This window comes from Burkholderia sp. AU4i (assembly GCF_000466765.1).
Classification (GTDB): Bacteria; Pseudomonadota; Gammaproteobacteria; order Burkholderiales; family Burkholderiaceae; genus Burkholderia; species Burkholderia cepacia.
In genome coordinates this window covers 1-20853 of sequence record NZ_ASSI01000281.1, presented here as the reverse complement: position 1 = coordinate 20853, position 20853 = coordinate 1, and the positions used below count along the sequence as shown (strand labels likewise).

12 protein-coding genes are annotated in these 20853 nt (G+C 67.4%); 8 read left to right on the top strand and 4 right to left on the bottom strand.

The features are described from left to right. The first annotated feature begins 289 nt into the window (after positions 1-289). Together L810_RS40475 and L810_RS40470 are read left to right on the top strand one after the other, a co-directional pair. Complete coding sequence (locus tag L810_RS40475) at positions 290-1360, top strand: porin (protein WP_021163914.1); 1071 nt, start codon at positions 290-292, stop codon at positions 1358-1360. A 267-nt stretch (positions 1361-1627) separates the two neighbouring features. Then, complete coding sequence (locus tag L810_RS40470) at positions 1628-3034, top strand: methyl-accepting chemotaxis protein (protein ID WP_021163913.1); 1407 nt, start codon at positions 1628-1630, stop codon at positions 3032-3034. A gap of 31 nt (positions 3035-3065) precedes the next feature. Here the strand turns inward: L810_RS40470 and pbpC are convergent, their stop codons facing one another. Together pbpC and L810_RS40460 are read right to left on the bottom strand one after the other, a co-directional pair. Beyond that, positions 3066-5477: a penicillin-binding protein 1C gene (gene pbpC, locus L810_RS40465; RefSeq protein ID WP_042978219.1), complete on the bottom strand. Its 2412-nt coding sequence runs from the start codon at positions 5475-5477 to the stop codon at positions 3066-3068. Positions 5478-5522: 45 nt separating this feature from the next. Beyond that, the gene (locus L810_RS40460) at positions 5523-11519 is read right to left on the bottom strand and encodes an alpha-2-macroglobulin family protein (RefSeq protein WP_021163911.1); all 5997 of its coding nucleotides are present in this window, start codon (positions 11517-11519) and stop codon (positions 5523-5525) included. Positions 11520-11531: 12 nt separating this feature from the next. Here L810_RS40460 and L810_RS47880 point away from each other — a divergent pair, with 12 nt between their 5' ends. Together L810_RS47880 and L810_RS40455 are read left to right on the top strand one after the other, a co-directional pair. Beyond that, complete coding sequence (locus L810_RS47880) at positions 11532-11816, top strand: hypothetical protein (protein ID WP_155836473.1); 285 nt, start codon at positions 11532-11534, stop codon at positions 11814-11816. A gap of 11 nt (positions 11817-11827) precedes the next feature. Beyond that, positions 11828-13081 (top strand): lipoprotein-releasing ABC transporter permease subunit, encoded by a 1254-nt coding sequence (locus L810_RS40455; protein ID WP_042978218.1) that lies wholly within the window; start codon positions 11828-11830, stop codon positions 13079-13081. A gap of 28 nt (positions 13082-13109) precedes the next feature. Here L810_RS40455 and L810_RS40450 read toward each other — a convergent pair whose 3' ends face one another. Beyond that, positions 13110-13925, bottom strand: a complete 816-nt coding sequence (locus L810_RS40450; protein WP_021163910.1) for a hypothetical protein — start codon at positions 13923-13925, stop codon at positions 13110-13112. A gap of 591 nt (positions 13926-14516) precedes the next feature. Between L810_RS40450 and L810_RS40445 the strand changes: the two genes are divergently transcribed. The 3 genes from L810_RS40445 to L810_RS40435 all read left to right on the top strand — a co-directional run bounded on the left by L810_RS40445 (position 14517) and on the right by L810_RS40435 (position 19091). Then, complete coding sequence (locus tag L810_RS40445; protein WP_042978217.1) at positions 14517-16475, top strand: Xaa-Pro dipeptidyl-peptidase; 1959 nt, start codon at positions 14517-14519, stop codon at positions 16473-16475. Between the two features lie 502 nt (positions 16476-16977). After that, on the top strand, positions 16978-17940 hold the full coding sequence (locus tag L810_RS40440; protein ID WP_042978216.1) for an SAM-dependent methyltransferase: 963 nt from the start codon (positions 16978-16980) through the stop codon (positions 17938-17940). 47 nt (positions 17941-17987) lie between these two features. After that, positions 17988-19091, top strand: a complete 1104-nt coding sequence (locus L810_RS40435) for a terpene synthase family protein (protein WP_051392394.1) — start codon at positions 17988-17990, stop codon at positions 19089-19091. Between the two features lie 134 nt (positions 19092-19225). Here L810_RS40435 and L810_RS40430 read toward each other — a convergent pair whose 3' ends face one another. Continuing rightward, positions 19226-20155, bottom strand: a complete 930-nt coding sequence (locus L810_RS40430; protein ID WP_021163906.1) for a 2-hydroxyacid dehydrogenase — start codon at positions 20153-20155, stop codon at positions 19226-19228. A gap of 164 nt (positions 20156-20319) precedes the next feature. Between L810_RS40430 and L810_RS40425 the strand changes: the two genes are divergently transcribed. Continuing rightward, positions 20320-20853: glycine betaine ABC transporter substrate-binding protein (locus L810_RS40425; RefSeq protein WP_042978215.1), on the top strand; the 534-nt coding region annotated here is incomplete at its 3' end.

Genomic DNA, 20853 nt, shown 5'->3' with positions numbered 1-20853 from the left:
TGCGGCGCCTGCTGCGTTCGCTCGCCAAGGGCGAAGCGATCACGCAGGACACGTCCACGCTCGAGAACCCGGCCATCCTCGAGCAGTTGAACCGTTCGCTGTAACACCGCCCGCCCGGGCGGAGCGTTTCGCTTCGTCGCGGTGCCGGGATGCAGTCGCATTCCGGCCCTCGCGAAGCACCGCCGTGCGTTCCCCGACGGCCCGGCATGCAGGCGGCACGCGTCGATTCCGCCGCCGCAATATTAATTAGCTATACGTATTACTAAATTCAACAAAACGGAGACAGACGATGAAGATCACGACACGGACGATTTGCGCGGCGCTGCTCGGCGCGGCGGCGAGCACGAGCGTTTTCGCGCAGAGCAGCGTCACGCTGTACGGCGACCTCGATGCCGCGTTGCTTTACACGAGCCGGTCGCTCGACGCGACGACCGGCGGCAATGCGGGCCGCCAGTTCGCGCTGACCGACACCGGCATGACGCCGACCAACTTCGGCTTGACGGGTACCGAGGATCTCGGCGGCGGGCTGCACGCGAAATTCAAGCTCGAGAGCGGCTTCAACATCACCGACGGGGCGTTCGGCCATTCGAACGGCAACTTCTTCGGCCGCCAGGCGTGGGTCGGGATCGACGGCGGGTTCGGCGAAACGAAGATCGGCCTGCAGTTCTCGCCGTTCGTGCTCGCGGTGCTCGGATCGGACCCGCGCAACGTTTCGCACTTCGGCGCCGCGCTGATCCCGTACGTCGACAACGTGCTCGTCACCGGCCTCTTCAACCCGAATGCGATTTCGTACACGAGCCCGACGATCGCCGGGCTCACGGGCAGCGCGATGTTCGGCTTCGGCGGAAAAGCCGGGGACTTCCAGGCGGGACGCCAGTATTCCGGCAGTCTCACGTATGCGAATGGCGGCTTCATGCTCAACGCGGCGCTCTACGACGGCAACGGCGGCACGTCGCCGACGCCGGTATCGAGCACGGTCGCGTTCGTCGGCCGCACGATCGGCACCGCCTACACGTTCGGGCCCGTGACCGGCAAGGCGTCGTTCACGAGCTACAAGGTTGCCGGTTCGTTCAGCAACAACGTGTACAGCGCCGGCCTCGACTATCGCGTCACGCCGGCCCTCGACCTGAACACCGGCGCGTGGTACACGATCGATCGCAACGATTCGCACAATCATTCGCTGCTCGCCGCGCTCGGTGCCGACTACAGCCTGTCGAAACGAACGGGCCTGTACGCGCAGGTCGGTGTCGTCAACAACCATGGCGCGATGAATACGGGCCTCGGCATCACGGGCGGCGCGCTGTTCGGGTTGCCGGGCACGACGGTCGGCGTCAACGCCGGCATCCACCACGTGTTCTGACGCGGCGCGACGCGCCGGGCCGGCCGGGCAGCCCGCGTGCGCCCGTCCGGCCCGGCGCCGGAACACGGCCGCCGAAAACGCCGCAAAAGCAGCAAAAGTCGTGAATGGCGGGCAACGCGCCGCACCGGCCCGACGATCCGCCATCGCGATCCCGGTCTCGATGTTTACCCGACCTCAAGTCCGTGCCCTCGCTGCCGTCAAGACAGGAACGCACGCCCAGCATCCGCCGATGACCAGGCACGCGTGCCTTCAAGGAGACCCAGCAACGTGAACTTCTTCGGAATCGGCCGCGGCCACCGTTCGTCGCGCGCGCTCGTCGGCGACATCGCCGAGCAGGCCGGCAAGCTCGGCATCGAGATCTGCGACGTGTCGGGTCACGTCGAGGAAGTCGCGGCCCGCGTCGCCCGACAGGCGGAGGTCTGCCACACGCTGCGCGAATCGGCTGCCGTCACGTTGCGCGGCAACCACCGGATTGCCGAGGCCGCGCAGCAGGTGTGCGCCGTGAGCGCGAATGCGTCAAACGCGGTTCGCCAGTCGCAACAGACGATCGAGGCGTCGCTCGCCGACATCCACGGCCTCGTCGAAGGCGTCACGTCGATCGGCAACCAGATGGGTGCGCTGCGCGACGCGCTCGATCATGTACGGGCCGTGTCCGAGGAGATCTCCGTGATCGCGCGACAGACTCACCTGCTCGCGCTGAACGCCGCGATCGAGGCCGCGCGTGCCGGCGATTCGGGCCGCAGCTTCGCCGTCGTCGCCGCCGAGGTCAAGAACCTGTCCGCGAAGACCGGACAGGCGACGGCCCAGATCGAGACGACCCTCGCGCGCCTCGCCGAGCAGACCGAACACCTGATCGCGGAAGGAACCGACAACGCCGCCCGCGCGCATCGCGTGCGCGAGGGCACGCGTACGATCGGCGAGGTCGTGCACGCGACCGGGCACGCGATCACCGAGCTCGCCGGCGAGGCCGAGCAGATCGCGTCGCTGACGGACGACATCGAGACGCAATGCCACCGGCTCGACGAACAGGTCGGCGAGATGGCATCCGGCGTCGAGGATTCGAGCGACAACTTCTCGCAGGCCAAGGACCGGCTCGGCAACCTGCTCTCCGTCTCCGAGACGCTCATCGAACTCACGGCCGCGACCGGCATCGAATCGCCCGACACGCGCCTGATCGACACCGCGCGGCACACGGCCGCCGCGATCAGCAAGTGCTTCGAGGAAGCGGTCGGGCGCGGCGAAATCGCACTCGACGCGCTCTTCGACGCAAACTACGTGCCGATTCCCGGCACCGATCCGCAGCAGTTCATGACGCGCTTCACCGACTTCACCGATCGCGTGCTGCCGGCCATCCAGGAGCCGGTGCTCGGGATCGACGCGCGCATCGTCTATTGCGCGAGCTTCGACCGGCAGTGCTACCTGCCGACCCACAACCGGAAATTCTCGCTGCCCCAGTGCGCGGACGCCGCGTGGAACGCCGCGAACTGCCGGAATCGCCGGATCTACACGGATCGCACGGCGCGCACCTCCGTGTCGCATACCAAGCCGTTCCTGCTGCAGACCTATCGGCGCGACATGGGCAACGGCAACTTCGCGCTGATGAAGGACGTTTCCGCACCCATCGTCGTCGGCGGACGGCAATGGGGCGTGCTGCGGATCGGCTACAGCGTCTGAGGCCGGGCCTGCACCGGCAGGCCGTCGTCCATCACTGTTCGAGCCCCACCGCCAGCGGCCGCTGATCGCCGCGGCCGTGATCGTCGACCACGCGCACCGTATAGCTGCCGGCCGTCCGCGGCTGCCAGAACAGCGCATCGCCCGGCACGCTGCGCCCGACGAACGCATCGTTGACGAACCAGTACAGCGCATGCGCGCTCGCATCGGCCGTCGCGTTGAACGCGATGCGCGTCTCCTCCGTGCTCTTCACGCGCATCGCATACGTACTGCCGCGCAGCGGCGACGTGATGCGCGGCGGATCGCCGTCGACCTGCCCCGCGTCGCGGCACTCCGCGTTCTGCGGCGGCCGCCGGCGCGCAATGCCGGCCTGCACGAACACCTGCTGCAGATCCGACGGCCAGAACTCGAAGATCTCCGTATGCGTGCGCTTGCCGTCGTAAGGCGGGCACGCGGCCTTCCCCGTCGCGTCGTCGATCACGACCGGCCGGTGCACGGTGCTCACACGGATCGGCGACGTGCCCGGAATGAACCACGTCCAGCCCTGCTGCGGGCACCACTCGTTCGGCAGGTCGCCGCTCGCGAGGCAGATCCGCACGCGCTTCAGGCGCGGCGGCACCGCGCGCGGCGGCTCGACGAGCGTGCGCTCGGCATTCAATGCGTCGACGACCTGGAAGAACAACGGTGCGGCCGCGTCGACGCCGACGAACGCCGTATTGGTCGAGTTGTCGAAATTGCCGACCCACACGACCAGCACGTACGGGCCGAACACGCCGGCCGTCCACGCATCGCGGAACGACCATGACGTGCCGGTCTTCCAGTAGACGGGCACGCTCGACGGCTGCGCGCCGCTCGTTTCGTCGGGGCGCAGATGCTGGCGCAGTATGTCCATCGTCATGTAGCTCGCCTCCGCGCTCAACAAGCGCCGGCCGGGCAGCGCCGGTTCGTCCGCGCGCAGCCGCAGCGGCCGGAATTCGCCGCGATTCGCGAGCATCGCGTAGAGGCCCGCGAGATCCTGCATCGTCACTTCGCCGCCGCCGAGCACGAGCGCGAGCCCGTAGTGCTGCGCGCTCGCGAGCCGGCGCACGCCGGCTTCCTGCAGGAACCGGTACAGGTCGGGCGACTTGAGCTGCGACGCGACCCACACGGCCGGCACGTTGCGGCTGCGGTTCAGCGCGTCGGTCGCGGTGATCGGCCCGAGGAAATGCCCGTCGAAATTCTCCGGCGCATACGGGCCGAACGCGGTCGGCACGTCGCGCAGCACCGTTTGCGGATGCAGCACGCCCTGGTCGAAACCGAGCGCATAGATGAACGGCTTGAGCGTCGAGCCCGGCGAGCGCCGCGCGAGCGTGCCGTTCACCTGCCCGTCGATCGTGCGGTCGAAGAAGTTCGCGGAACCGACCAGCGCCTTCACGCCCATGTCGCGCGTATCGACGAGGATGGCCGCCGCATTGCGCACGCCGCGCGTGTCGTTGCGCGCGACATAACGCGCGATCTGCCGTTCGAGCGTGCGCTGCAGGTCGAGATCGAGCGTCGTCACGAGCCGCGCGCCGCCGTCGCTGTCGTCCGGTGCACCGCCCGAGGCCGTGCGCCACGCGCTGCGTGCGGCGAGCGCCTGGTCGACCGCGTGCGGCGCATCGAAAGGCAGCGCCGACAAGGGCCGCATCGCAAGCGGCAACGCGAACAGCGGCTTGAGCGACGCATCGCCCGGATGCTTCGTCAGCCAGCGCGCATACAGCCGGTTGCGCGACGCGGCCAGCGCACGGTTGATCTCGTCCTGCCCGCCGCGCACGCGCCGCGCCGGGTCCTGCGGAATCACCGCGAGCGCGAGCGCCTCGGGCAGCGTCAGCGCATCGGGCATCCGGTCGAAATACACGACGCTCGCGGTGCCCGCGCCTTCGACGTTGCGGCCGTACGGCGCATCGTTCAGATAGGCTTCGAGGATCTGCCGTTTCGAATAGAAGAGTTCGAGCTGCACCGCGCGCGCAACCTGCTCGAGCTTGCCCGCCGGCGTGCGCGTGTTCAGCCGCCACAGCGAGCGCGCGAGCTGCATCGTCAGCGTCGAGCCGCCCTGCGGATTGCCGCCGCGCACATACGTGATCCACGCACCGCGTGCGAGGCCGTACGGGTTGAAGCCGGGATGCCAGCGGAACCAGCGGTCCTCGTGCAGCATCACGGCCTCGACGAGCTGCGGCGACATCCGGTCGAGCGGCACCCACAGGCGGTAGCGGTCGTCCTTCGCGAGCGTGAGCCGCAACAAGCGGCCCTGTGCATCGACCACCGCGACCGACGACGGCTTCCAGTCGCGCAGCGGCGGATGCGGCCACAGCCGGCACCCGGCCAGCGCACCGAATACGAGCAGCGCGCCGGCGATCCAGTTCTGCCAGCGATGCAGCCAGCGGCCGGCGCCGCGCAGCGCGCGCCGCAGCACCGGGGCGTCAGCCACGCGCGGGCGCCCCGCGCACCCGGCACGGCCGTTGCAGCCGCGTCGTCATCGCACGCGCTCCACGGTCAACGCCATGCCGCCGGGTGCCTGTGCCTGCACGCGGCGGTCGTACATCGACTCACCGTAAGCCGGCGGCGCGACGAAGCGGCCCGCGTTGCTCGCCTTGATCCGGTAGACGAACTCGCGCACGTCCGTCGTCGCGGTGCCGTAGATCACCACGCGGTCCTCGCGCACGTCCGCGAACTGCGGCTGCCACGTGGAGCCCTTGACGCCGATCGGCGAACGCCACGGCGCATCGGCCGCCGGCGCCGACGCGCCGCCGTCGCTGTCGGCGTCCTGCGTGTCGGCGACGGGCGGCGGCGCGATCACCGGATCGAAGCCGCCGGGCAGCAGGTCGACGATCGCGATGTTGCCGACGTTCGCCTGGCCCGTCGCGCGGATCTTCAGGTGCACGTCGATCTCCTGGCCGAGCGTGATCTTCCCGAGCGGCTTGCCGTCCGTGTCGGTGTAGTCGCGCACGATCTCCAGGCCGTTCCTGATCGCCTTCGTCGACGTGCCGCGGTCGTAGCCCGACTGGCTCGCGATCCACCACGCGGGCAGCGTGCTGCCGTTCACGAAGTCGACACGCGACGCACCGGCCGCCCACGTACCCGAGCGCACGAGGTTCGCCTGGATCGACGACACGTCCTTCGGCGCGGCGCCCGCGCGCACCTCGTCGATCGCGAGCTGGTCGAGCTGCCCCGCGCTCGACGCCGCATACGCATCGAGCGCGAGGATCGTCATCGCCGACGACAGCGTGTTGTAGCGGTTGTCGACGAGCGGCGCGGCGAAGTTGTCCATCGCGCGCGGCGACAGCTTGCGCACGCGCTCCGGGAAGTGCTTCGCGATCAGGTACAGCACGCTCGCGTCGCGCGTCAGCGGATCGAGGTAGTAGCCGGTCACGTAACCGCCGTCGGACGCGCGCTTGCGCTCGAGCAGCGCCTGCGGGCCCGCGATCAGCGCCGCGGCCTCCTTGTCCTGCTTCAGCAGCTGGTACGACGCGGCAAGCCAGGCGGCCGCGAGGTCGTTCTTCCAGTCGTTCGGATACGCGTCCTGCAGCCGCTTCTGCACGGCCGCGAGGCTGTTGGTCGTCACGTTGCCCTGGCGCGTCAGCAAGTACACCGCGTAAGCGCGCTGGCGCAGCAGGTCGAGCGAGCCGAGCGAATCGTTCGCCGCGAGCTTCTGCAGATACTGGTTGCCCGCGTCGAGCATGTCCTTCGGCACGGCGATGCCGCGCTCGCGCGCGTCGAGCAACACGTGCATCGCGTACGCGGACACGAACGGATCGGCGTCGGGCGTCGCGCTCCACAGGCCGAACCCGCCCTGCGCGTTCTGCCGGCCGCGCAGCACGCCGAGGAACTGCGCGATCGCCGCCGCGTTCGACGTGTCGGCGCCGGCGTCGGTCGCATGCATCGCGCTCGTCAGCGCGCGCACCGACAGCCACTTCGCCGCGAACACGCGCGGCACGGCCGCGCTCACCATCTGCTCGCTGCAGTAGTGCTCGAAGTTGACGAGATACGACGCCACCCCTTCGGACAGCACGAGCGGCGCGGTCGAGATGCTCGCGTCGCGCGATGCATACGCGTCGTACATCGACCGCAGGTTCGGCACGCTCGCCTTCTTGCCCGGGTCGAGCCGCGCGATGTCGAGCTGCGTGCGGAACGCGGCGGCCGGCCGCACCGACACGTCGACGCGTTGCTGCGCGCCCTTCGCGCCGTAGCGCGCACCGAACGACAGCGCGCCCGAGCCGAGCGTATCGGTCGCCTTCACGCGGAACATCGCGACGCCCTCGTGCTGCGGCGCGAGCGCGACGTTCTGCGTGGCCGGCCCGATCACCTGCAACTGCGGCCCCGTCTTCAGCGTGACCGCGACCGGCACCGGCTGGTTGCCGGCGCCCGTCAGGTTGTTCGAGACACCGACGCTGACGTCGGCCTCGTCACCCGGCGCGAGCGTCGTCGGCACGTTCGGCGACAGCACGAAGTCGCCGCGCACCGTCGTCGCGCCCTCGAACGTGCCGACCAGGTCCGGCGACACCGACACGGCCATCACGCGCAGCTTGCCGTTGAAGTAGTCGGGCACGGTGTAGCTCAGGCGCGTGTCGCCGTTCACGTCGACGATCCCCGACCAGTAGACGACCGGCTTGTCGCGCTTGCGCTTGAACGGGTTCAACTGACGGCCGATCGCGTCGTCGGCGTCGCCGCCCGGCGCGGCCATCGCCATCAGCTTCTCGAAGTCCGGCAGGATCAGGTCGAGGATCTGCGACGTGCCGACTTCGAGCATCCGCTTGCGGAAGAAGAACTTCAGCGGATCGCCGAGCTTGTAGCGCGCGACCTGCAGGATGCCCTCGTCGACCGCGAACACGACGACCTTCGCGGGCTTCGCCGAATGCACGGTGAAATTCACCGTGTCGCCGGGTTTCACGAGCGCCGGCGCATCGACCGACAGCGCGTTGCGGCGCGCATCGAGGTTCACCGAGAACGGCACGACGCCGTAGCTCAGCGGGCTCATGAAGATTTCGTCGGACGACGGATCGCGGATGTACTGCACGTTGATGTAACCGTTGCCCTCGAAACCGGCCGGCACCGTGATGTGCTGGATCGAGCTCGTCGTGTCCGCATGGAACCATGCATGCGCATACACCTTGTCGCGCTCGATCGTGATCAGGCCGCTGCCCGCGTAAGGCGCGCGGATCGCGATCTCGACCTGCTCGCCCGGCTTGTAGTCGTGCTTCGCGAGGCTCACCTGCAGCTCCGCGTTGCGGTCGAGCGAACGCGTGACGTTCGCGTCGCCCGTGACCGAATACTCGATGCGGTTCACCGCGGCGCCGTCCGCGTTGCGGATCACGAGCGCATAGCTGCCCGGCTTGTCGGTGCGCAGCGTGAAGTCGAGCCCGGCGGCCGGAATCGTCAGCGGCTTCTCGTCGACGGGCACCTCCTTCAGCCGCGAATCGTATTTGTATGCGCCGGAATCCTGCTTGGTCAGCACCGACACGTAGCGCTCCTCGACCAGCTGCGCGCGCAGGCCCTTCACGTCGATCGCCTTCGCGTTCGGATCGATCGCGACGAGCCGCACCGTGCGCGGGCTGCCGCGCTTCACGTAGCCGAGATCGTCGACGGACTTGTAGCCGACGAGCCAGTCGTTGTTCGACACGAGCGTCTGCGCGTTCGCGGCGACGTTGCGCCCGCCCTCCGCCTCATAGGCCTTCGCCTGGAAGTAGAGCTGGTAGGTCGAGTCTGCGTACTTGTCGAGATCGAGGTCGAATTCGGCATGGCCGTGCTCGTCGGTCGTGCCGTCCTGCAGCGTCGTCGTGTAGCCCTCCTTCGCGCGGCGCGCGTCGAAGAAGTGATAACCCTGCCAGCTGCGGAACGACGGCCACACCGGGCGCAGCGTCAGCGTCGCCGCGACGCGACGCTTCTCCGCCGGCGTGCCGAACAGGTTCTGCGCGTCGACGACGCCCTTCAGCCCCTTCGGCTTCACCCACCCTTCGACGACCTGCTGCGACAGCTTCGCGTCGACCTTCATCCGGTCCGGCAGGAACTCCTTCACCTGCACCGTCGTGCTGCCGATCGGCTCCGCGCCGGGCTGGCCGTCCTTGACGATGTACAGGTTGACCGTCCACGTGCCGGTCGGCGCCGTTTCGGCCGTCGTATAGCCGAGCTCGGTGAAGCCCGACGCATCGACCGTCACCGGCTTGCGCTCGACCGTGATCCCGCGCGGGTCGACGATCTCCGCCTGCAGCGGCACGCCGGCCGGGCTGCGCGCCCAGCTCGCGGCACGCACGATCAGGCCGATGTGGAACGGATCGCCGGGCCGGTACAGGCCGCGATCCGAGAACAGGTACGCGGACAGTTGCCCCTGGCCCGTCGCATTGCGCTCGCCGTCGACGTCGAAACGCGAGAAGTCGAGCTGGCGATCGCGGCCGGCCACCGGCAGGAACGACAGGTCGGTGTCCTTCTTCACGACGTACAGCTGCGGACGTTTCTCGCGGTCGAGCCCCTTGAACGCCGGGAAATGCACGATGCCGTCGGTGGCGGTCGTCTGCGTGAACAGCGCCTGGCCGTTCACCGCGAGCACCGATACCGTTGCGCCCGCAACCGGCTTGCCCGTGCGGATCGACTGGACGAACACGTCCTGGCTGCCGTCGAGCGCCTTCTTGACCAGCATCCCGAGATCGGTCACGACGATCAGGCGCGTATCGCCTAGCGCGCTGTCGCTGTCGTCGCCGTTGCCGCTGCTGTCGCCCGAATCGGCGTTGTCGGACTGATCCTGGCTGCCGTCGCCGGACGATGCATCGCCATCCTTCGCATCGTCGGCTTTCTTTTTCTCGGCGGCCGGATCGTACTTCGTCAGGTGCAGCAGGAACACGCCGCGCTTGCCGCCCTTCAGGTACTGGCCGAGATCGATGCCTTCGTAATGCGCCTTGCCAGGGTCGCCGGCCGGGAATGCGCGCGTCTGCACGAAGCGCTCGACGATGTGATCCTCGCTGAACGAATACGACAGCTCGGGCCGCGCGTACGTGCCGTTGTTGAAGCTCACGAGATGCTGGAGCTGGTCGGGCAGCACGCGGCCGATCTCGACCTTCATCCCCGGCAGGTTGCGCGACACGACCGACAACCGCTTGCTGCCGCTCATCGACAGCAGCGAGCCGTCGGCCATGAAGCGCAGCAGCTTCGGATAGTCGGGCACCGTGAACGCGGTCGTCACGGGCTTGCCGAGCAGGTAGCCGCCGGCCGACTTCAAGTCGCCCTCGAACCGCACGACGACGCGCTCGCCCGGCGTCGCGTGGTACTTGAAGCTCTGCAGCGTCGCGAAGTCGTTCTCGGTGGGCACCGCCTCGAGCGGCAGCGGCTTCGACTGCTTCAGCACCGCCTCGCTGATGTCGGCCACGTTCCATTCGTACGGCGGATCGTCGTCCGACTGATCGACGCCCGGCTTGCGCTTCGGCAGCACCCACGCCTTCGCGCGCGCGGCGAGATCGGCGCTGCGCACGCCGTCGGACGCTTCCGCGACGAGCACCTGCTCGGGCTCGTAGCGCTCGTTGTCGACGAGCGTCGGCGCGATGTTGTCGATCGACAGGCTGTACAGCCCCGGCACGTCGACCGACGCATGCAGCACGTCGGGCGTGCCGTTGCCGCCGCGCGCGCTTTTCACGCCCTTGTCGACGTCGAGCCGTGCGACCAGCGGATCGCGCGGAATCTCGAGCGGCTGCGAATACACCCACGCGCTCGTCTTCATCTTGTCGTAGTTGACCGTGTAGCGCAGCGGCGTCGCATTCTTGCCGTCGCGGCCGACCAGCACGAGGCCGATGCGCTTCTCGAATTCGGCCGGATCGACCGGATAGTTGAAGCGCAGCTGCAGCAGCGCCTGCTTCTCCGCCGGATTGTCGGGATTCCGGTAGAACTCGTTGTTGCCGAACGTGGCGGCAAACGCGGGCACATCGAACGCGAAGCGGTCGTCGTGCATCGTCACCTGCGGCGCGAACACCCGGTGCACCGCGAAACGCACCTCGACGTGCGCGCCGACCGGCCAGTCGGCCGCCGGCGTGAAGCGCAGCGTCTTGTCGTCGACCCACGCCCACGCGCCCTTGAGCGCGGGCGTCATCTCGATGCCGTCTCCGGCCGGCTTGCCGACCTGCTCGATCGGCGCGGCAGATTGCGCGAACACGACGTCGAGCGGATGCACGGTGATCTTCGGCTTGTCGCTGTCGTCCACCTCATAGGTGGTGATCGGCGGCGCCTTCACGGTGAAAGTGACGGTCTCGGGCTCCGGCGGCTTCGGCCGATGCTTGAACCAGTAACCGCCGTAGCCGAGCGCGGCCGCGAGCAGCACGATGCCGCCGGCATGCCACGGGCGGCGGCGCACGGCCGCGGCGGTGATGCCCGTCCACGCGGGCGCCGTCCACGACACGTCGCCGACCAGCGGCCGCAGCGCGCAGCCGAGCAGCCACCAGACGAAGCCCGCCGCGCGAATCGGCAGGAGCAGCAGGAAGCGCAGCAAATCCATGTTGTTATTTCCTTGTTCAAGGACGTGCGGCCGGCTTCGGCGGCGTTCCCCGAGATTTATTGGTCTGTGACGGCGCGGCCCTGGTTGCGCCGGAATGCTTGGAATGTGGTGTTCGACCGGATGCTGGCCGCCATTATCGATCAGACCCGAAACGATGGAAATATCGGTGTGCCGGCGCGCAACGCCGGCCGTCGACCGGCCGGTCGGGCGGGATTTCAGCGCGCCGCTCCAACCGCTGCGCGCACCCGCGCCGCGTTCGCTAGAATGCGCGGCTCGGCACGAATCGAATCGAAATGAAAGGAACCCGCTTGAAACTCCCGTTCGAATGGCAGATCGGGCTGCGCTACGCGCGCGGCGGCCGGCGCTCGGCCGGCGACGGCTTCGTGTCGTTCATTGCCGGCGCGGCGATGGCAGGCATCGCGCTCGGCGTCGCCGCCCTGATCGTCGTGCTGTCGGTGATGAACGGTTTCCGGACCGAAGTGCGCGACCGGATGCTGTCGGTGCTCGCGCACGTGGAAATCTTCTCGCCCACCGGCGCGATGCCCGACTGGCGGCTCACCGCGCACGAATCGCTGCGGAATCCGGCAGTGCGCGCCGTCGCGCCCTACGTCGACGCGCAGGCGCTGCTGACGAACGCGGGCAGCGTGACGGGCGTCGCGCTGCGCGGCATCGACCCCGTGCTCGAGCCGCGCGTGTCCGAGATCGCGCGCAAGCCGAAGACGGGACGGCTCGACGCGCTCGTGCCGGGCGGGATGGGCATCGTGCTCGGCTCGGCGCTGGCCGACGCGCTGCACGTGAAGATCGGCGACCGCATCACGTTCTTCGCGCCCGGCAACACCGCGCGCATCGGCGACGCGCTGCCGCAGTTCCGGCAGTTCAACGTGGTCGGCACGTTCGAGTCGGGCCACTACCAGTACGACAGCGCGCTCGCATACATCCATATCCGCGACGCGCAGACGCTGTTCAACGTGCGCGCGCCGACCGGCATCCGGCTGCGCCTCGACGATCTGCAGCGCGCGCCGGACGTCGCGCTGGAACTGTCGCGCTCGCTGTCGGGCGATCTCTACATCCGCGACTGGACGCGGCAGAACCGCACGTGGTTCGAGGCCGAGCGGCTGCAAAAGCGCATGCTGTCGCTGATCCTGATGCTGATCGTCGCGGTCGCCGCGTTCAACCTCGTGTCGTCGCTCGTGATGACCGTCACGCAGAAGCAGGGCGACATCGCGATCCTGCGCACGCTCGGGGCGCCGCCCGGGTCGATCATGAAGATCTTCGCGATCCAGGGGATGACGATCGGCCTCACCGGCACGCTGGCGGGCGTCGCGCTCGGCTGCGCGATCGCGGTGAGCATCCCGTGGGTTCTGCCGGCGGTCGAGCGGTTGCTCGGCATCCACTTCCTGACGCCGTCCGTGTACTTTCTCAGTTCGCTGCCGTCGAAGCTCGCGGTGGCCGACGTGATCGAGATCGCCGCGGCCGCGTTCCTGATGTCGTGCGTCGCGACGCTCTACCCGAGCTGGCGCGCCGCGCGGGTACGGCCGGCCGAAGCGCTGCGCGACGAATAGGCGCGCGGCGCTTCGGCATGGCGCGCCGTCATGCCGTCTCGTGAAAACCGAGGCTATGGGTGCCGTTCAGGATGTCCTCGAACGCGTTCCCGAAGCCGACGTCGATCAGGCCCGCGCGCCTGCCATACGTCTTCTGCCCCGACACGTCGCTGACGAAGATCGCCGCGCCCGACGACAACTGACGATCGGTATCCAGCAGCGCGAGCGTGCCGCGTGCGCTGCCGGCCGACTCGTCGAAGTTCAGCCGCGTGCCGTCCTGCGTGGTGAAATGCCCGCCGACCTCTTCGAATTTCCGGTTGCGCGCGACGGACGCGTTCATCTCCTTCATGAAGAGGAAGTCCGCGTCGGCGCGCTGGCTGGCCACCTTGCGATCGTCGTCGGAGAACGTGTCGCCCACCGCGGCGGCGCCCTGCTCGGCGAAGTCGACGGCCTGCTGGTGAAACTCGCGCGTCGCGAGCACGAGGCCCGCGTTCGCGTTCAGCGTCGACTCCACCCACGCGCGATCGCTCTCCGTCATCGTCTTCGACACGACCTTGATCCGGCCGTTGTCGGTCATGAAGTCGAACTTCGCGTCGGCCAGGTCCGGGCGCTTCGCGATGATCTCCTGCAGGCTCGTCGCGAGCTGGCTGGTGACGTCGCGCAGCTTCGTCGACAGGTCGCCCAGGATCGTCATCTGCTTCGTGCGCGCCGCCTGCATCGCGACCGGGTCCAGCGCCCGGATCTCAAGCGGCGTGTCCTGCGGTTTCCCGGCCGACGTGTCCGCCTGTCGACGCCCGTCGAGCGCGGCTTCCTGCACCATCTGCGCGAGCGTCAGGCCGCTCGCTGCCGTGACTGAAATCGTCATGCCCTCTCTCTCCTTTCAATCCGTTTTTTACCGTTTACGGACAAATTTCGAGGAAATTTAGACCGATCGCACATCGATCGCGAAGCACGTGCCAATACTTTGTTTGACTTGAGCTAAAAAAGTTTGACACCGAGATTTCACTGAGATAAGTTTGCGCAAGCTTCCGGAAAGCAATCCGGCTCGCCTCGCCGACTCGCGTCGCGCTTTCCTGCCGTTGCAGCACCGCCGTTCGCACCATCCCCGCCTCATTGCATCGTGCCGTTCCGTTTCATCCGAAACCTGAAGGAAGATCGGGCATGCCCACATTTGATTCGCACTCCTCCATTCATTTCGCACCGCCGGCAGCGGGCCGACCGCGCGTCATGAAACGGCTGCCGTGCTGACGCTTTCCGGTCGGGGCAATGCAGTCGCCCCGACACCCGCCGGGTTGCGCGACGCGTGACGCGTGTCGACGCCGGCCGTGACACCCGGGCATCGCGCCCGGCGCTTTCGAAGGTGCAGTTCCGCTTCATCCGATGCAGCACCCGGCCGGGCCGCGGGGGGCATATCGCGGGCCGGCCGGTTCCGGACAATCACAACAAGAGGTCGACAATGGACATTCATCGAACCGGATTGCGTCGCGCGTGGCTTCCCGCGCTCGTGGCGGCCACGACGCTCGCCGCGTGCGGCGGCGACGACGGCGGCAGCGTGGCGGGCGTCTCGGCGCTCGCGCAGGGCCAACAGGAGGGGGCCGCCGCATCGGCGGCCGACAAGCAGTCGCTCGCATCACGCTTCTCGCCGTCCGGCGTCCCGTACGCCAATCCGGCCAGCGGCGGCCGCTACCGCCCCGTGATCGCGAACGGCCAGGTGCAGCCGTCGCTGTCGGGCGGCACGATCGAGGAGAACGCGTGGGTCGACACGTCGGTCGATTCCGACGGCGACGGCACGCGCGACCGCATCCACGTGCGCATCGTGCGCCCGACCGAAACCGCGAACGGCGCACGCACGCCCGTCATCGTGCTCGCGAGCCCGTACTACGCGGGCCTCGCCGACAGCCCCGACCACAACGTCGACGTCGAACTCGACGGCACGCCGCACCCCGCCGCCAATGCGCCGGCGGCCGCGGCCGCGTCGACGTCCGCGCGCATCATGGCCGCCGCGCCGCAGGTGCGGATGCTGCAGCAGGTGGAAGCCGCCGCCGCCGGGCGCTCGTGGATCGAGGGCTACTTCATTCCGCGCGGCTTCACGATCGTCTACGCGGATTCGCTCGGCACCGCCGGCTCGGACGGTTGCCCGACGATCCTCACGCGCGACGAATCGGTCGCGATGGCATCGGTGATCCGCTGGCTCGGCCGCGACGCGACCGCGAAGGACGCGAACGGCAAGACGGTCGTCGCGAACTGGTCGACGGGCCACGTCGGCATGTACGGCGTGTCGTACGACGGCACGCTGCCGAAGATGGTCGCGAGCCTGCGCACGCGCGGGCTCGATGCGATCGTGCCGGTCGCCGGGTTGACGAACATGTACGGCTACTACCGCTCGGGCGGGCTCGTGCGTGCGCCGGAAGGCTATCAGGGCGAAGACGTCGACGTGTACATCAAGGCGCTGCTGACGAACGCGCATCCGGAGCGTTGCACGCACCTGATCGACGAAGCGTTGCAGCAGGAAGACCGCAAGACCGGCGACTATTCGCCGTTCTGGGCCGCGCGCGACATCCCGACCGGCTTCGCGGTCGCGCCGGCGCTCGTTGCGCAAGGGTTGACCGACGACAACGTGCGCGTCGACCAGTCGACGTCGTGGTATCTCGCGATGCGGCGCCAGGGCGTGCCGACGCAGCTGTGGCTGCACCGCCTGAAACACACCGACCCGACCCGCGTGCCGGCGATGGCCGATGCATGGACCGCGGAGGTGAACCGCTGGTTTACGCGTTACCTGATCGGTTACGACAACGGCGTCGAACGCGATCCGCGCGCGGTGATCGAGCAGGCGGACGGCACGCTGCTGAAGGAAGCGGACTGGGCCGCACGCCACGCCACGCCGGTCACGTACTTTGCCGGCGGCGACGGCGCAGGCACCGGCACGCTGCTGCGGCAGCCGACCGGCGGCCCGCTCACGCGCTTCACCGACGATGCGCGCATCCCTGCGCTCACGCTGGCGAACACAGCGACGGGTGAAAACCGCAGCCGTTTCGAAACCGCGCCGCTCACGGCCGCGACACGCCTGTCCGGTGCCGCGACCGCACGCGTCAGGCTGACCTTCACGGCGGTGGCCAACGTGACGGCCCTGCTGGTCGATCGCGCGCCGGACGGCACGGCCACGATCGTCACGCGCGCGTGGACCGACCCGCGCAACCGGCTCTCCGAGTGGCTGTCGGAACCCGTGCTGCCCGGCTTGCCGTACGACCTGAAGCTGACCTTCATGCCGCGTGACTACAAGCTGGAAGCCGGCCACCGGCTGGGGCTCGTCGTCCTGTCCAGCGACAACGAGGCAACGCTGCGGCCGACGCCGGGCACGGGCCTCACGCTCGATCCGGCCGGGACGTCGGTGACGGTGCCGCTGGCCGCTCTCTAAAAAAGCGGCATGCCCCCTGCCCGTCGCGCGGCCACGACCGCGTGGCGGACAGGGGCGGTACGCAGCGCCGCATCAACTCAAGGGCAACACCGTTACATCTCGTCCATTCAACTCGCCCGTTTCCCTAAAACGCTGCGCCCGAATAATAATTTCACGTTCCATCAGTCAAGCGACGCTTTAAATCAAAAAACGAAACAAAATACTGTCGCTTGACATCGAAAACCCATCGACTAGATTTCAAAAAAATCCGGGCACGCTGAAGCGGTCGGCGCGAGACTCGCCTGATTCGCACGTCACCTCATGCCCGTCAACGGTTGCGGACATCTCGTTCGGCGGACCTCGCTTTCATTTTCTTGCATCGGGTACGCAGGATTCCCTGTTTCAGTCGAAGCCCCGCCCGCCTCGACCGGGCAACCGCCTATCGCAGGCATCACTACCGCACCACGAACCGGAATCCCGGCATTCCAGTGCATGACGTCGCGCCCCACTTCGGAGAATTGCGATGAGCAATCTGTCCACCGATACGACAGCCGCTTCAACCCTGCCATTGAATCATCGAGGCAGCATGCCGTTCGTGGCGATTCGGGGCCCGGAGCGGAGCGATTACGAATCCCGGGTCGTACAGGCTTACCAGGACGACCCGCAGAACTGGAGCAAGGCCATCGGCAATCGTCTCTGGTTCCAGTTCGGCGTATATGACCATTTTCAATCGCCCGGACCGATCGACCTCGACGAATCCGGTCTCCGCTATTTCGAACGGCAACTCGAGATCGCCGGACTGGAAATGCCGGATGACAAGCCGGTCAACCGGATACTCGATATCGGATGTGGATGGGGAACGGTGCTGCGGGATCTGGCCGAGCGATTTCCCGACTGCCATCGTCTGGATGGCATCAACATCAGCGATCGCCAGCTCGAATACTGTGCCGAGATGAATGCGGCGCGGGGATTGTCCGACAGGATCAAGCTGTTCCGGTGCAATGCGCGGGACATCGATTTGCTGCCGGATATCGAGCGACCCTACGACCTCGCGATCATGCGCGGGGTGATCTCCCACTTTCCGTACGATCTCTTCGAAATGGTGATGGCAAAACTCCGGCAGCGGCTGACCCCGACCGGGACCGTCATTATTTCGGACAACCTATATAACGTCGATCTCTCGGAATATCGCTCCGATACGCCTGACATGGTCGACAGGCTGGCGTGCAAGTATCGCAAGACGCCGGCGTACCTGCGGCAGGTGTTCGAGCAAAGCGGTTTCTCGGTCAAGGACATGCGGATCCTGCCTGACAGGACCGACGCGACACGATGGTTGTTGAGCGTGCAGGACAACATCGAGCGGCATTTCCCGACGGGCGCAGTCGGGGCACTGGAGGAACTCCGCGTCATGTGCGAAAGCCTGGCGGTCGCCATCGTCAAGCATCAGGTTTCGATCTACAGCTTCGTGCTCGAGCGCGATCGATGAAATCCGTCCTTCTTCCGGCCGCCGAACGTCCTGCACGAGAACCTGCCATGAAAGACATTCCCAACTTCGTCCGCAACCTGCCGGGCCTGCCGAAGCCCGGGGAGAAAATATTCCATCCGGACTTCCATCTGCAACTGAAACCGATGTGGCATCCGCTCCACGACGAAACGGAGCGCCGGATCGCGCTCACCGACAGTCCTTATATCCTCGCCTATTACGGCAGTCAGAAGGCGGTGGAACACTATCTGGCACAAAGCATGCCGTCATTCGGGGGCCTGTGCTATCCGCACACCCTGAACGACAGGATCTACGATCTCGAACGGATGATGAGCATCACGACGCTGATCGACGACACCATCACCAACCCGGACATGCTGGAGCAAACGCAACGGCGATCGGCTTTGCGACAGCACTACTTCGACGCGATCGCAGGCATCCGGCCGCCGGATACGGCCCCGATCGCACAACTGCTGCATGACGGGCTGCTCCCCATCAAGAACCAGCTATTGTCGAAACCGCGCGTCTGGAAACGGCTGGAGGAATCGCTTCACACGTTGATCATCAGACAGACGGATCCCTTGGCGCTGAAAATGGACGAGTTAACGTTCGACGCCTACCTGGAAATGCGGCGCATCGACAATTACGGGGAATGGGCCGCCATCATGACGGAGTACGCGATCGACGTGGACATGACCGATCACCTGATTGCCGACCGATCGCTGGCAGAAATGAGAACGGCCGCCATCGACTCGATTACGCTGGTCAACGACCCGTATTCATTCCGAAAGGAAATCCATATCGCCGATTCGGTCAATTCCGTCTGGCTGCTGATGTATCGCGAAGGCCTGAAACTCCAGGATGCATTGAACAAGCTGGCGACGCTGGTTGCCGAAAACGAGCGCAACCTGATGGCCGCCCGCGATCGTGTCCTGGCCGGCCCGCTGGGGAACCGGGCGGATGTGCGTGCCTATGTGACCGAACTCGAGCATCTGGCCTCCGGCAACGCGGAATTTCACGCAATCAGCACGCGCTACCACGGCCGGGATTTCAAAGGGAAACGGTTCATTTCCGGCGAGGTGACCATTCGGCCACTACCGTCCACCGATGAAGTGGCAGCGGCGGACCGGGCGGGCGAGCGTCCCGCGAACTGATTCACCCGATCGGGAGTCCGGCCCGGTTCCCGGAGGCATGCCGGTTTCGCAGCCGCGTCGAGCGGGGCGGCCCCGACGCCGACCGCGACCTTCAGACCGCGACCTTGTTTCGCACCGGCAGCGCAAACCGCCGATCACACCGGCGTCAACACCGGCTGCCCCGCGAAATGCCGCTTCGCGTTGTCGAGAAACTGCTGCACCGAGCGATCGAGCGCCTCCGGCGACCAGCCGCCCATGTGCGGCGTCAGCACGACGCTGTCGAGATCCGTCAGCGCGCGCGGCGGTTCCGGTTCCCCTTCGTACACGTCGAGCCCCGCGCCCGCGATGCGCCCTTCGCGCAACGCGTCTGCCAAAGCAGCGGTATCGACAACACTGCCGCGCGACACGTTGACGAGAAAACCGCGCGGCCCGAGCGCATCGAGCACGGCGCGGTCGATCAGGTGCCGCGTGCCCGCGCCGCCCGGCGTCGCGACGATCAGGAAATCGGCCCACTGCGCGAGCGCGTCGACGCGGTCGAAGTAGCGATAAGGAACGTTCTTCTCCGACCGGTTGTGATAACCGATCTCGATGTCGAAGCCGGCCGCGCGACGCGCGCACTTCTCGCCGATCTTGCCGAGCCCGACGATGCCGAGCTTCCTGCCCGACACGTTCGGCGGCATCGGCAGCCCGTCGCGCCACACGCCGGCGCGGGTTTTCGCATCGAGCGGCACCACGTTGCGCACCGCCGCGAGCAGCAGCGCGAACGCGTGATCGGCCACGCAGTCGTCGTTGGTGCCGGCGCCGGTCACGACCGTGACGCCGCGCGCCTTCGCGTGGGCGACGTCGATGTGCTCGTAGCCCGCGCCGAGCGCGCTGACGAACGTGAGTTGCGGAAGCCGGTCGATCTCGGCGCCGGTGAGCCCCGTGCTGCCGTTGGTCAGCACCGCGCGTATCGTGCCGCCGTGTTCGGCGATCGCGCGTTCGCGTTCCTCGGCAGTCGGGGCATGGCGCACGTCGAACGACGCGGCGATCTCGCGGTGCGCGTCGCCGCGCAATGCGATGAGGACCAGCAGCTCGGGTTTCATGTCAGCAATTGTCGGCAGGCGGAGACGAAATCGAGTGTAACAAGCCCGCGCGACTCATGCAGGCTATCCCCACGCGGGCTGTGGACACGCCGCCGCACGCGGTTTGCCAAAGCCCGCCCAGTCAAGTAACGTGCGGCCTACGCCCCCGTCCTGGAGATTGGCTCATGAAGCTCGCCCTGCCCGCCCGGATTCTGGGCCTCGCGTTCGCCGCTGCCCTCGTCGCACCCGGCGCGCACGCCGACGCACCCGTCGTGGTGTCGTCGAAGATCGACACCGAAGGCAACCTGCTCGGCAACCTGATTTCGCAAGTGCTGAAGGCGCACGGCATCCCCGTCACCGAAAAGATCGCGCTCGGCACCACGCCGATCGTGCGCAAGGCGCTCACGAGCGGCGAGATCGACATCTACCCCGAATACACGGGCAACGCCGCCTTCTTCTTCAACAAGGCCGACGATCCTCTGTGGAAGAACGCGAGCCAGGGTTACGACGCCGCGAAGAAGCTCGACTACGCGGCGAACCATCTCGTGTGGCTCGCCCCGGCGCCCGCGAACAACACGTGGGGCGTCGCGTTGCTCGCCCCCGTCGCGCAGTCGCAGCACCTGAAGACCTTCTCCGATTTCGGCAAGTGGGTCGCGGGCGGCGGCAAGGTGAAGCTCGCCGCGTCGGCCGAATTCGTGAACAGCGCGTCGGCGCTGCCG